The organism is Pseudomonas sp. NFACC16-2, from assembly GCF_900119205.1.
GTDB classification, from domain to species: Bacteria; Pseudomonadota; Gammaproteobacteria; order Pseudomonadales; family Pseudomonadaceae; genus Aquipseudomonas; species Aquipseudomonas fluorescens_Q.
This window is the reverse complement of record NZ_FPIX01000032.1, coordinates 25,483-37,887: the sequence shown is the minus strand read 5'-3', so window position 1 is coordinate 37,887 and position 12,405 is coordinate 25,483. Positions and strand designations below refer to the sequence as shown.

The 12,405-nt window shown below is 57.5% G+C and carries 13 protein-coding genes and 1 pseudogene; 11 read left to right on the top strand and 3 right to left on the bottom strand.

Annotated features, from left to right (window positions below; all coding sequences use genetic code 11):
* Window positions 1-59: 59 nt before the first annotated feature.
* Entirely contained in the window at window positions 60-638 is a 579-nt protein-coding gene (locus BT116_RS22225; RefSeq protein WP_072347142.1) for a Maf family protein, read from the bottom strand.
* A gap of 106 nt (window positions 639-744) precedes the next feature.
* Here BT116_RS22225 and BT116_RS22220 point away from each other — a divergent pair, with 106 nt between their 5' ends.
* The 11 genes and pseudogenes from BT116_RS22220 to BT116_RS22170 all read left to right on the top strand — a co-directional run bounded on the left by BT116_RS22220 (window position 745) and on the right by BT116_RS22170 (window position 10,026).
* Complete coding sequence (locus BT116_RS22220) at window positions 745-1,272, top strand: YceD family protein (RefSeq protein WP_003204262.1); 528 nt, start codon at window positions 745-747, stop codon at window positions 1,270-1,272.
* A 13-nt stretch (window positions 1,273-1,285) separates the two neighbouring features.
* A complete protein-coding gene (rpmF, locus tag BT116_RS22215; RefSeq protein ID WP_003179396.1) occupies window positions 1,286-1,468 on the top strand; it encodes a 50S ribosomal protein L32 in 183 nt (60 codons plus the stop codon).
* A gap of 4 nt (window positions 1,469-1,472) precedes the next feature.
* The gene (plsX, locus tag BT116_RS22210) at window positions 1,473-2,483 is read left to right on the top strand and encodes a phosphate acyltransferase PlsX (RefSeq protein ID WP_072347141.1); all 1,011 of its coding nucleotides are present in this window, start codon (window positions 1,473-1,475) and stop codon (window positions 2,481-2,483) included.
* A gap of 123 nt (window positions 2,484-2,606) precedes the next feature.
* Window positions 2,607-3,545, top strand: a complete 939-nt coding sequence (gene fabD / locus BT116_RS22205) for an ACP S-malonyltransferase (protein ID WP_072347140.1) — start codon at window positions 2,607-2,609, stop codon at window positions 3,543-3,545.
* A gap of 15 nt (window positions 3,546-3,560) precedes the next feature.
* A complete protein-coding gene (fabG, locus tag BT116_RS22200; RefSeq protein ID WP_018613558.1) occupies window positions 3,561-4,304 on the top strand; it encodes a 3-oxoacyl-ACP reductase FabG in 744 nt (247 codons plus the stop codon).
* Between the two features lie 191 nt (window positions 4,305-4,495).
* Window positions 4,496-4,732, top strand: coding sequence for an acyl carrier protein (gene acpP / locus BT116_RS22195; RefSeq protein WP_003175607.1), 237 nt, complete (start codon window positions 4,496-4,498; stop codon window positions 4,730-4,732).
* 108 nt (window positions 4,733-4,840) lie between these two features.
* On the top strand, window positions 4,841-6,085 hold the full coding sequence (gene fabF, locus BT116_RS22190) for a beta-ketoacyl-ACP synthase II (protein WP_063324916.1): 1,245 nt from the start codon (window positions 4,841-4,843) through the stop codon (window positions 6,083-6,085).
* Entirely contained in the window at window positions 6,085-6,900 is an 816-nt protein-coding gene (gene pabC, locus BT116_RS22185) for an aminodeoxychorismate lyase (RefSeq protein ID WP_072347139.1), read from the top strand. The genes fabF and pabC overlap by 1 nt, the downstream gene beginning before the upstream one ends.
* A 3-nt stretch (window positions 6,901-6,903) precedes the next feature.
* Window positions 6,904-8,064, top strand: a complete 1,161-nt coding sequence (gene mltG, locus BT116_RS22180) for an endolytic transglycosylase MltG (protein WP_072347138.1) — start codon at window positions 6,904-6,906, stop codon at window positions 8,062-8,064.
* 19 nt (window positions 8,065-8,083) lie between these two features.
* Window positions 8,084-8,440: pseudogene (tmk, locus tag BT116_RS22175) on the top strand (dTMP kinase); the annotation flags it as partial.
* Window positions 8,441-9,186: 746 nt separating this feature from the next.
* Window positions 9,187-10,026 (top strand): hypothetical protein, encoded by an 840-nt coding sequence (locus BT116_RS22170; protein ID WP_218189682.1) that lies wholly within the window; start codon window positions 9,187-9,189, stop codon window positions 10,024-10,026.
* A 146-nt stretch (window positions 10,027-10,172) separates the two neighbouring features.
* Here BT116_RS22170 and BT116_RS22165 read toward each other — a convergent pair whose 3' ends face one another.
* Together BT116_RS22165 and BT116_RS22160 are read right to left on the bottom strand one after the other, a co-directional pair.
* Window positions 10,173-10,499 (bottom strand): hypothetical protein, encoded by a 327-nt coding sequence (locus BT116_RS22165; protein ID WP_072347137.1) that lies wholly within the window; start codon window positions 10,497-10,499, stop codon window positions 10,173-10,175.
* 53 nt (window positions 10,500-10,552) lie between these two features.
* Complete coding sequence (locus BT116_RS22160) at window positions 10,553-12,370, bottom strand: patatin-like phospholipase family protein (protein ID WP_170845975.1); 1,818 nt, start codon at window positions 12,368-12,370, stop codon at window positions 10,553-10,555.
* Window positions 12,371-12,405: the final 35 nt, after the last annotated feature.

The window sequence follows — 12,405 nt, the reverse complement described above, 5'->3', positions numbered from 1 at the left end:
GATAAATCCCCTCGCCACAAGTTTTGTATTGGCCAGTGGTTGCTCCCAGTGCTGACGCTTCAGGGGAGCTGTACGCCCTCGGCCAGCAACATATCCACAAGACGAATCAACGGCAGGCCAACCAGGCTGGTGGCGTCTGGCCCTTCGGTGCTCTGGAACAGGCTCACGCCCAGTCCTTCGGCCTTGAAGCTGCCCGCGCAGTCATAGGGTTGCTCGGCCCGCAAGTAGCGTTCGACGCGCCCTGGGTCCAGTGCGCGCATGTTCACGGTAAATGGAATGCAATCGACCTGGCAGTGGCCGGTCTGGCTGTTGAGCAGCGCCAGGCCTGTCAGGAACGTGACCCTCGCGCCGCTGGCGGCCAACAATTGCTCGCGAGCGTTCTCGAAGGTGTGAGGCTTGCCCAGGATGCGTTCGCCGAGCACGGCGACCTGGTCCGAGCCGATGATCAGGTGCGCCGGGTGACTGTCGGCCAGTGCCAGGGCTTTTTCCCGGGCCAGGCGCTTGACCAGTTCAAGGGCGGGCTCGCCGGGACGACGGCTTTCATCGATGTCGGGCGAGCAGCAGACGAACGGCAGTCCCAGGCGGGCAAGCAATTCCCGGCGGTAGACCGAGCTTGAGGCAAGTAATAAAGGCAGCATGGGCGGCTCCAAAAAGGCAGGAGCGAATTCTAGCGAGGCGCGCAAGTGACGGACAGGGCTGAATTTCCTTTGACATGGCCGGGGGCATCCCTATAATGCTGCGCCTATGTTGAATGACCCGATTCCACCTCACGTTGACCCGCGCAAATTGGCTGACCGTGGCACCACCCTTCAAGGTGAACTGCTGCTGGCCGATTTGAAGAGACTCTGCGACCCGCTTTCCGACGATGTCGGTACGGTCCAGGCCAAATTCGTTTTTGAACGAGATGAACGTAAATCTGTGGTAATCCACAGCTTTATCGACACTGAAGTCAAAATGGTTTGCCAGCGTTGTCTTGAGCTGGTCACCCTGCCGATCCACAGCGAATGCAGTTACGCCGTGGTGAAGGAGGGTGCGAATACCCAGTCGTTGCCGAAAGGTTATGACGTGCTGGAACTGGGCGAAGATCCATTGGATCTGCAGTCACTGATCGAGGAGGAGCTTCTGCTCGCCTTGCCCATTGTGCCTGCTCATCATCCGGAAGAATGCCAGCAGCCGGCGGGAGCAGATGAGCCCGAACCGAGCGAGGACGAGGTAACGCGGTCCAACCCGTTCAGTGTATTGGCGCAGTTAAAGCGTGACCCAAACGTTTAGGAGTTAATCAATTATGGCTGTTCAGCAGAACAAAAAATCCCGCTCTGCCCGTGACATGCGCCGTTCGCACGACGCTCTCGAGGCTAGCACCCTGTCCGTAGAAAAAACCACTGGTGAAGTTCACCTGCGTCACCACGTATCGCCAGAAGGCGTATACCGTGGCCGTAAAGTGATCGACAAGGGCGCCGACGAGTAATCACTTGTCCGCTCAAGTCATCGCGATTGACGCAATGGGCGGGGACTTCGGTCCCCGCAGCATTGTTCAGGCCAGCCTTGCTTGTCTGAATGCTACGCCCTCGCTGCACCTGACCCTCGTCGGTCAACCCTCCCTCCTGGAAGAAATGCTCAACGGCCAATCGGCTGTCGATCGCGCGCGCCTGACGATTGCCCCGGCGTCCGAAATCATCACCATGGACGAAAAGCCGGCCCAGGTCCTGCGCGGCAAGCCTGACGCCTCGATGCGGGTAGCCCTTGAGCTGCTGCGCGATGGCAAGGTCCAGGCATGCGTCAGCGCTGGCAATACCGGTGCGCTGATGGCGCTATCGCGCTACGTGCTCAAGACCTTGCCGGGTATCGACCGGCCCGCGATGGTGGCGGCGATTCCGACCCAGCGTGGGTTCTGTCAGTTGCTCGACCTGGGGGCCAACGTCGATTGCAGTGCCGAGCATTTGCTGCAATTTGCGGTGATGGGCTCGGTCGCGGCGCAAACCCTGGGTATCGTGCGCCCTCGCGTGGCGTTGTTGAACATCGGTACCGAAGACATCAAGGGCAACCAGCAGGTCAAGTTGGCGGCCACGCTGCTGCAGGGCGCGCGTGGCATCAACTACATCGGCTTCGTCGAAGGCGATGGCTTGTACCGTGGCGAGGCCGATGTGGTGGTGTGCGATGGCTTCGTCGGCAATATCCTGCTCAAGTCCAGCGAAGGCCTGGCGACCATGATCGGCCAGCGCATCGAGGCCTTGTTCAAGCAAAGCTTCGCCTCGCGGGTAGTCGGCGCCCTGGCGCTGCCGTTGATGCGTCGGTTGCAGGCGGACCTGGCGCCGGCGCGGCACAACGGTGCGAGTTTCCTCGGGTTGCAGGGGATCGTGATCAAGAGTCACGGTTCGGCGGGGGTGCAGGGTTTCCAGAGTGCGATCAACCGAGCGGTGATCGAGATCCAGGAGAACCTGCCGGAGCGCCTGCATGGTCGCCTCGAGGATTTGTTAACTTAGGCGTTTTCGTCCGACAATGCTTAAATGTGACCGGTCGGTTCAAGCCGCCATCCAACTCTCAGTTTCCTAGCGCCCCCAGGGGCGTCAATTTTTGACGACAAGATCATTAGGGGCTTTGTTTTCATGTCTGCTTCCCTCGCATTCGTCTTTCCAGGACAGGGCTCGCAGTCCCTCGGCATGCTGGCCGAGCTGGGCGCGCAATACCCGCTGATCCTCGAAACATTCAAAGAAGCTTCCGATGCGCTCGGCTATGACCTCTGGGCACTGACCCAGCAAGGGCCGGAAGAGCGCCTCAATCAAACCGATAAAACCCAGCCAGCCATCCTGACCGCCTCGATCGCATTGTGGCGCCTGTGGCTGGCTGAAGGCGGCGCGCGCCCGGCATTCGTCGCCGGTCACAGCCTGGGCGAATACAGCGCCCTCGTGGCCGCTGGTAGCCTGAGCCTGGGCGACGCGGTGAAACTGGTGGAGCGTCGTGGCCAGTTGATGCAGGAAGCGGTTCCGGCCGGGCAGGGCGGCATGGCCGCGATCCTCGGCCTGGAAGACGCCGATGTGCTGGCCGCCTGTGCCGAAGCGGCGCAAGGCGATGTGGTCAGTGCGGTGAACTTCAACTCCCCGGGCCAAGTGGTCATCGCCGGTGCCAAGGCGGCTGTCGAGCGCGCCATCGAGGGCTGCAAGGCCCGTGGAGCCAAGCGCGCCATGCCACTGCCGGTCAGCGTGCCGTCGCACTGCGAACTGATGCGTCCGGCTGCCGAGCGCTTTGCCGAGTCCATCGCCGCCATCGACTGGCAGGCCCCGCAGATTCGGGTGGTGCAGAATGTCAGCGCCAACGTGGCGCCGGATCTCGAGACCCTCAAGCGTGATCTGCTGGAGCAACTCTACAAGCCGGTTCGCTGGGTCGAATCGGTGCAGACCCTGGCGGCCAAGGGCGCGACCGAGCTGGTCGAATGCGGCCCTGGCAAAGTGCTGGCAGGCCTGAACAAACGCTGCGCCGAAGGCGTATCGACTTCCAACCTCAACACCCCAGACGCCTTTGCTGCCGCCCGTGCAGCGCAGGCCTGAACAGGAGAAGCTTGCATGAGTCTGCAAGGTAAAGTTGCACTGGTGACCGGTGCAAGCCGTGGCATCGGCCAGGCCATCGCCCTGGAACTGGGTCGTCAAGGCGCCATCGTCATCGGCACCGCGACTTCCGCTTCGGGCGCCGAGCGTATTGCTGCGACCCTGAAGGAAAACGGCATCCAAGGCACCGGCCTTGAGTTGAACGTCACCAGCGACGAATCCGTTGCGGCGGTGCTGGCAAGCATTCAGGAGCAGTTCGGTGCGCCGGCGATCCTGGTCAATAATGCCGGTATCACCCGCGATAACCTGATGATGCGCATGAAAGATGACGAATGGTTCGACGTCGTCGACACCAACCTGAACAGCCTGTACCGACTGTCCAAGGGCGTTTTGCGTGGCATGACCAAGGCTCGCTGGGGTCGAATTATCAGTATCGGTTCGGTTGTGGGTGCCATGGGCAACGCAGGCCAAGTAAACTATGCTGCGGCGAAGGCCGGTCTGGAAGGTTTCAGCCGTGCGCTGGCGCGTGAAGTGGGTTCGCGCTCGATTACGGTAAACTCGGTTGCACCGGGTTTCATCGACACCGACATGACCCGTGAACTGCCGGAAGCACAGCGCGAAGCCTTGTTGACACAGATTCCGCTGGGTCGTCTGGGGCAAGCTCAAGAAATCGCGTCCGTGGTCGCTTTTCTTGCGTCGGACGGTGCGGCATACGTGACCGGGGCTACAATCCCGGTGAACGGCGGGATGTACATGAGTTAAATGTGACGGATTGCTTCAAAAAAATGTCATACGAGCTGTCTAAAATCCGTTATAAAGCTGCAATCAATTTATAGACGGCGGGCCGCAGGGTTTGAGGAGTGAAGCTTTCGGTTGAAAAACCGAAAAGTTCTTCTATACACTTACCCACCGGCCAGCTGCCTGAATTTGTCCATTAGGAGTGAAAACAAGGTATGAGCACCATCGAAGAGCGCGTCAAGAAAATCGTTGCCGAGCAACTGGGCGTTAAAGAAGAAGAAGTTGTGAACACCGCTTCCTTCGTTGAAGACCTGGGTGCCGACTCCCTTGACACCGTTGAGCTGGTGATGGCTCTGGAAGAGGAATTCGAAACCGAGATTCCTGACGAAGAAGCTGAGAAGATCACTACTGTACAAGCTGCTATCGACTACGTTACCAGCCACCAGGCGTAATCGTTTTTAGTCGTCGCTAGCTGTCATGGAAAAACCGCACTGCCATCACGGCGTGCGGTTTTTTCTTTAGGCCTGATGCAAAGTCGTCATTAGAAAAAGGAGAGTGCTGTGTCGCGTAGACGCGTCGTAGTCACCGGTATGGGTATGTTGTCGCCACTGGGCACGGATGTGCCGAGCAGTTGGCAGGGCATTCTGGCTGGCCGCAGTGGCATTGGTCTGATCGAACACACCGACCTTTCTGCCTATTCCACCCGTTTTGGCGGCTCGGTAAAGGGCTTCAATGTCGAGGAATACCTGTCGGTCAAGGAAGCTCGCAAGCTTGACCTGTTCATTCAATACGGCTTGGCAGCCGGTTTCCAGGCAGTGCGCAACGCCGGGCTGGAAGTCACCGACGCCAACCGTGAACGCATCGGCGTGGCCATGGGTTCGGGTATTGGCGGCTTGACCAATATCGAAGAAACCAGCCGCACGCTGCACGAATCGGGGCCGCGACGGATTTCTCCGTTCTTCGTGCCAGGCTCGATCATCAACATGATTTCCGGTTTCCTGTCCATCCACCTGGGTGCCCAGGGACCCAACTACGCCATTGCCACGGCATGCACCACCGGTACCCACTGCATCGGCATGGCCGCGCGCAACATCATGTACGACGAAGCCGACGTGATGATTGCCGGTGGCGCCGAGATGGCGGCTTGCGGTCTGGGCATGGGGGGCTTTGGTGCTTCCCGTGCGCTGTCGACCCGCAACGACGAGCCCGCCCGTGCGAGCCGGCCGTGGGACAAGGGCCGCGATGGCTTCGTGTTATCCGACGGTGCCGGTGCGCTGGTGCTCGAGGAGCTGGAGCACGCCAAGGCGCGCGGCGCGACCATCTACGCCGAACTGATCGGCTTTGGCACCAGCGGCGACGCCTACCACATGACGTCGCCACCGGCCGATGGCGCCGGTGCTGCCCGTTGCATCGCCAACGCCTTGCGTGATGCGAAACTCAACGGCGAGCAGGTGCAGTACATCAACGCCCACGGCACTTCGACCCCGGCCGGCGACTTGGCCGAAGCCCAGGCGATCAAGACCGTGTTCGGCGATCACGCGTACAAGCTGGCGGTCAGCTCGACCAAGTCCATGACCGGTCACCTGCTGGGTGCGGCAGGGGCGGTGGAAGCGATCTTCAGCGTCCTGGCGATCAACAGCCAGACAGCGCCGCCGACCATCAACCTCGATGAGCCGGACGAAGGTTGCGACCTGGACTTCGTGCCGCACACTGCCCGCAGCATGGACATCGATGTGGTGCTGTCCAACTCCTTCGGTTTTGGCGGGACCAACGGTTCGCTGGTGTTCCGCCGGTTCGCCGGTTGATGGAAAGCTGGGTCGACGGTCAGCCGGCCGACGTCCTGTCGCTGAAGGATCGTGGCCTGGCTTACGGCGATGGGTTGTTCGAGACCCTCGCCGTGCAGGGTGGTGAACCGGTGTTGCTGGCGCGTCACCTGCAACGCCTGGAAACCGGTTGCCGGCGGTTGGCGCTCAACGTCGACATGAGCGCGTTGAGCACCGAGTTGAATGCCTATGCCCGGTGCCTGGGCAGCGGCGTGCTGAAGCTGATCGTGACTCGTGGCGACAGTCTGCGCGGTTATGCCGCAGATCCCTCGACCCCGGCCCGACGCATCCTGCAAGGGAGTCCACCAGCCGCTTATCCCGCCGCCCATGCCGAACAAGGCGTTCTGCTGTTTCCCTGCAGCGTGCGGTTGTCCGAGCAGCCCTTGCTTGCCGGCCTCAAACACCTCAATCGCCTGGAGCAAGTGCTGGCTCGTGCCGAATGGAGCGATGGGCAATACGCCGAAGGCTTGATACTGGATACGTCCGGGCGGGTGATCGAAGGTGTCTTCAGCAACCTGTTCCTGGTGCGCGACGGCGTGTTGTTCACGGCGGACCTGAGCCGTTGCGGCGTGGCCGGCGTGATGCGCGCAGAGTTATTGTTTCAAGCCAAGTCCCAAGGCATCGCCACGCAAATCACGGATATCAGTCTCGAACAGCTGCACCAGGCTGATGAAGTCTTTGTCTGCAACAGCGTTTATGGCGTGTGGCCGGTACGCGGATGCGGTTCGGCGCGCTGGTCGGTTGGCCCGCTCACCCGTAAACTGCAAACCCTTGCCCGTGCGCTATTGGATGTTTGATTCGTGAGACGTAAATTCTTGCTGCTGCTGGAGACCGGACTGGTTCTGGCAGGGCTGATGTTGGGCGCTTCGGCCTGGAAGATTCATTCGGCGCTGCAACAGCCGCTGAACATCACCCAGGAAGAATTGCTGGACGTGCCCAACGGGACCACCCCGACCGGAACCCTCAAGCGCCTCGAAGCCGATGGCCTGATCAAGGACGCCTTCTGGCTGCGGATCTATTGGCGCTTCAATCTCGCCGACCAGCCACTGCATTCCGGTGAATATCGGATGGTGCCGAGCATGACCATGGAAGGCCTGATCGGTGTCTGGAAACGCGGCGAAGTGGTGCAGTACAGCGTGACGCTGGTGGAGGGCTGGAATTTCCGCCAGGTGCGCGCCGCACTGGCCAAGGATGAAAAACTCCAGCAGACCCTCACCGGCCTGAGCGACGCCCAGGTCATGGACCGTCTGGGTCACTCCGGGATATTTCCCGAAGGCCGATTCTTCCCGGATACCTATCGCTTCGTGCGCGGCACCTCGGACGTCGACCTGCTGAAAAAAGCCTACGAGCGCCTGGAAGACGTGCTCGCCAAGGAGTGGGCACAGCGTGCCGCCGATGTGCCTTATACCCAGCCGTATCAGGCGCTGATCATGGCGTCGCTGGTGGAGAAGGAAACCGGCGTGCCCCAGGAACGCGGGCAGATTGCCGGCGTCTTTGTGCGGCGCATGCGCTTGGGGATGCTGCTGCAGACTGACCCCACGGTGATCTACGGCCTGGGCGAGCGCTATACCGGCAAACTCACCCGTGCCCATCTGAAAGAAGAAAATCCGTACAACACCTATTTGATTCCTGGCCTGCCGCCGACGCCGATTGCGATGGTGGGGCGCGAGGCGATTCATGCCGCGTTGAACCCGGCGCAGGGCAATAGCCTTTACTTTGTCGCCCGCGGTGACGGCAGCCACGTGTTCTCCGATGACCTGGAGTCGCACAACAACGCGGTGCGCGAGTTCCAGCTCAAGCGCCGTGCCGATTACCGCTCCAGTCCGGCCCCGGCAACACCGGACGAGCAGGCACCCATTCCCGCGGCATCACCCGACACGGCGCCCGACGCTGTACCCCAGGTGCCGCCCCAAGTGCCGGCGCCCGAACCGGATGCCAGCGAGCCGCCGAGCCCGCAATGACTTTGATTAAGGATCGCCTGTGACTGGCTTGTTTATAACGCTGGAAGGCCCGGAAGGCGCCGGCAAGAGCACTAACCGCGAATACCTGGCCGAACGCCTGCGTGCGGCTGGCATCGAGGTGGTGTTGACCCGCGAACCGGGCGGTACGCCGCTGGCCGAGCGAATTCGCGAGGTACTGCTGGCGCCCATTGAAGAGGTCATGAACCCTGACACCGAGCTGTTGCTGGTGTTCGCGGCCAGGGCACAGCATCTGGCCGAGGTGATTCGCCCGGCGCTGGCCCGTGGCGCGGTGGTGCTCTGCGATCGTTTTACCGAAACGTTAGTTTCTCTTTGGTTGGAAGGTAAACGCGCTTTCGCTTTCTCTTCCTTTCCTCAGAAAACCTACCTTTTTGCCTGAAAGCCCCATGCAGCTTGGGTTTCCGGTGTCTTGATGGTTACTGCTTATTTCTAATATGCACCTACCGCAGATAAAATGTAAACCCCCTATCCAAAAATGTTTCAATCTAGCGAAACGTAAACCCCTATGACGCAAAAACGTCGGATCTGGCTTCCCCAGTTTCCCCTGAAAATCCGTAAGCCCAGTAAAGCTGGGCCCTCCATGGGTTTACGTTTTACCCATTTCGCTTTCCGACACCTGAAGATATCAACGGAAGCTGAACCTCAGATCTTCTTCTTGGCTCGACAGTAACCTGCTATCAACCTGTGCCACAGCACGCACTGAAGTGCAGCAGAGATAGGAGATGACCGCGAGGGGATTACCGCAAGCCCTAGGCGATTCTGTGGGGCATCAACCGAGCTCTGAGGGGGAGGTCTATCCGTCCGGCGAGCTAATGGCTCTAGTGAAGCCTGCGGTGCATCTGCAGCGCCGTTTGCTACGCACTTACCGCAATCTGGCCTGGGCAGACTTGGGCGATAGTTCGTGTATTGCTCAAGTGGATGACTGCAGGGTGACGTTGGCACCAAAGTGGCGAGGTCGTTGGTTGGTGGTAGTGATGCATAAGAATGGGCACGGCCCGCCTTATCCTTGATGGCAGGACAGCCTGGAGGCGGCCAAGCGGATGGCTTATCTCACGCTCGACAGTCTGCTGAACTGGGTTGAGGAATATGAGATCGAAAAGGTTCGTGAAGCTGCCCACGATTTGCATTAAAATTTTCGATCTCTTTCGCGGCAGCATCGACCACGACAGCATCGACAGCAAGGCCCAGTCTAGGAGCGAAGCGGAGCACATGGAGAAGCACACGTTCATTGACCGATATTTCCACAGTCAGCGTGAACTGATGGACATCAGGCATACTGAAAATCGTAACATCAACACTTTATTCACCTACCTGAACAACCTCCATTCAACAGCTGACAAGTTGATGGAGTTGTTCGACTGCAACATAAAGACGGTTCCAGAGTTCAAGTTGTTGCGAATTGTCAGAAACTACTTCCATCATGTGGGAGATGTCGACGAAATTCGGCTGTGTGTCAAAGTGGAAGAAAATGTAATGGTAAGCCATTCGCAGCACCTTTTAATACCTTTGGAGGTATTTGCAAAGAGCGTTAAGTCCTTTATCGATAACACGGTGCCTGGCGAAAAAAACAGAAATTACAAAGCTAAGTTGAAGTTCGTGCAAAAGGAAATGAGTGACGTCGCTGAGATCTTCGACTACGCCTCAACTCTCATGAAGGATCTAGAAGTATTCTGTAAAAAGCCTAGCCTAAGACTTGACGGAAAGGCCTATGAACTCGGATTTGATATATACAAATTTGTTTTCAATATTTCGAATATCATTGCAGACAAATGCCGTGATATTCCAGAGCTCTGCGAAAAGAAGGTCATACAGGAGCTCGATTCGTCTTATCGTGCTGAAAACAACATAGGCAAGTACGACGTATTTTGCAGCCCGTCCAACGTCCCCATTACCACCACTGAAGGCTTTGTGTACGCCAAAGAAATTAAATTGGCGCATGATTGAGTGGTTTGGTTTGAAGGGCTTTAAAAGCTAATGAGCACGGGCAATTCAAGTAGGCATGAATGACAGCAGAGGGCTTTAAAGACTCTCAAATAACCACTGAAGCGCCGGTCACCACAGCGCCCCAGCTACCACTCAAGTTACCCTAATTACGGCTCGTAGCCGTTATCATTTGTTTTGTTCGGCTTCGAGGGGGTGGACTGAGTCCGGTTTTTTCGATGATGAGTGCCGCTGTTATAACGCTCTTCCCAGTACTCGCGCGCTGTGGCGGCGCCCGAGCTAAGCGATCTCATGATTTCATAAAATCTTTCCTTATCGCCGTTATTGACCCACTCGGAGTAACCCACCTCTGCGAGGTGTTTTTCAAGCCGGTCTAGCTCATTGCTTTGGCGTATAAGTTCGCGCACTTCTCTGGCTGTTTGTCTGATTTCTTCAATGTTTTCAGAAATCGCATCAGCAGCCGTTTTTTTCGCCATAGTTCGTTTCTTCGAGTCCGAAGAGAGAACGGCACCACCTGGGATGTGGAGTTTTATTTCCATTTGTTTTGGCCCTGCACGTAGTCTGCAATTCCAACGTCGTTACTATAATCATGCACGGCGCGTTGAGCTTCTGTCAAAAAATCAAGAAAATTATCATACGCGCTACGACTTTCTCGAATTTGCATATCACAATCAATTTTAATGATGCATGGACGGATTTTGTCCCGCGTTCCTTGGATGATCTGTTCGCCATACCGGTTAGCGCTGCACTCCTTGTCTTTGGGGTAAGACGGAATGCAGACCATCCATCTCATCGCAGACCAGGCATCTCCCATCAGCGGCTCCGTAAGTGGTTTGACGGTCGCATGCGCCGCTTTTTGACTCCAAGCGGTTCCCGCGTAGGATCCCCGCAAGGGTACGGTTGCGTACCGATCAGGATCACTAGGTTCATAGCCATGATCGAAGACAAATGTGACGTCCGAAGTGGAGTAGCCAATCTGAGCGCCCAAGGCGACCCTCAATCGAAAGCGTGAGAATTCCTTGGCGAAACTACGTCCTTTTTCGTTGAGGATTTGCTCAAAAATAGCGTGGATGTCCTTTGCACCCTTGCTCAATGCGTTCGGAGCATGAATAAGCTCGTTACCCACGTCTTTCAATGCTTTGACCTTGGCCCTGTCCACCTCAGCATAGACCTCCTCCGCAGACACATCGAAAGCCAGGAGATCTAGCGTGGTCGGAAGTGCGACGGTCGCCACTGAGCCAGTTGCCCGTGTATGGATCTCACCTGACCCATTAACCACTGTGTTAGCGATGGATAACAGCCAATGCATCTTATCTTTCGGGGCAGGGCTTTCCAGGCTGAACGCCACGGTAGTGGCGTCGGCTTGCCTGAGTCGTTCTTCATCGAACGCCCAGGCCGGTAGGTTCGATACGAGTCCCCCGTCTAGGAATTTCCCATAGACCTTCTCAACGCCCGTCGGCGTATGGCGAAGGAAGTTGAATTTCCAGTGTCTGAAAATGATGGGAAGGCAGATCGAGGCCGCCACCGCGTCGGCCACTCTCACGCGAGGTGTTCGACTGTACGAAAAGTACTCAAGTCTCTCGGAGCTTTTGTTGGTAGCAATAATTTTTAGGGGGATGCAGCCGGCACTGTGCATATCCCGGAAGGTGATGTTTTTATCTTTGCGGGTTTTGCCGTTTTCCTTGAGTTTGAAGGCGATTGCAGCGTCTATGAAATTCCGGACTTTGCGCACCGTAGTAAGGCCGACCAGTGCCCAGATGAAGAAGACGACTACCCCAATCCCGGTGAACACCAAAGGCCAAACCGGCATAGGCCAGGTTTTATAAAAGCCCAAGGATATCCAGGCTGCGATGATGGTTAGCCAGATACAGTTGGCGATCGTTTCCACTTTGGAGTCGCCGGGCCAAGGCCAAAAGATCTTCAGCGCTTTGCCGAGTAGTACGGCAGACTTGATCGTAAACCAACCTCGGCGGGTAAATAGATGCGTCGGTTTCGAATACTTCAGCTGACCCTTTTCTTTACCGAAGAGCTTGGTTCCAAAAAAGTGCTTTTTGCCGTCAGGGTCGACGAGTTCCTTGGAGCTGAAACCTGCAGCAATCAGCGCGGCGACCATTGAGCCTGCGGAGGTGCCCGATACTGCCCTGATGTCGAAATTGAGCTCTTCCAGAGCAGCGATGCCGCCAATATGGACAATGCCCTTGGCGCCGCCACCCTGAAGCGCCAGGAACACAGGCGATTTAGTAAGCGGCTCGTTCGCGGCTCCCTTCTCAAACACCTCGACATTTACGCCGCCCGAGGTGAAGGGGGCTTCGCGCATTTTAACAGCATCTTCCGTTGAGCTTGTCATGTTGGATTTATCAGGTCTGGTTGACAGATGGGCGC

What these genes read in the sequence shown, in the direction of transcription:
- BT116_RS22225 (WP_072347142.1), bottom strand. Translation starts at nt 638, where the DNA reads ATGCTGCCTTTATTACTTGCCTCAAGCTCGGTCTACCGCCGGGAATTG.
- BT116_RS22220 (WP_003204262.1), top strand. Translation starts at nt 745, where the DNA reads ATGTTGAATGACCCGATTCCACCTCACGTTGACCCGCGCAAATTGGCT.
- rpmF (WP_003179396.1), top strand. Translation starts at nt 1,286, where the DNA reads ATGGCTGTTCAGCAGAACAAAAAATCCCGCTCTGCCCGTGACATGCGC.
- fabD (WP_072347140.1), top strand. Translation starts at nt 2,607, where the DNA reads ATGTCTGCTTCCCTCGCATTCGTCTTTCCAGGACAGGGCTCGCAGTCC.
- fabG (WP_018613558.1), top strand. Translation starts at nt 3,561, where the DNA reads ATGAGTCTGCAAGGTAAAGTTGCACTGGTGACCGGTGCAAGCCGTGGC.
- acpP (WP_003175607.1), top strand. Translation starts at nt 4,496, where the DNA reads ATGAGCACCATCGAAGAGCGCGTCAAGAAAATCGTTGCCGAGCAACTG.
- pabC (WP_072347139.1), top strand. Translation starts at nt 6,085, where the DNA reads ATGGAAAGCTGGGTCGACGGTCAGCCGGCCGACGTCCTGTCGCTGAAG.
- BT116_RS22165 (WP_072347137.1), bottom strand. Translation starts at nt 10,499, where the DNA reads ATGGCGAAAAAAACGGCTGCTGATGCGATTTCTGAAAACATTGAAGAA.
- BT116_RS22160 (WP_170845975.1), bottom strand. Translation starts at nt 12,370, where the DNA reads ATGACAAGCTCAACGGAAGATGCTGTTAAAATGCGCGAAGCCCCCTTC.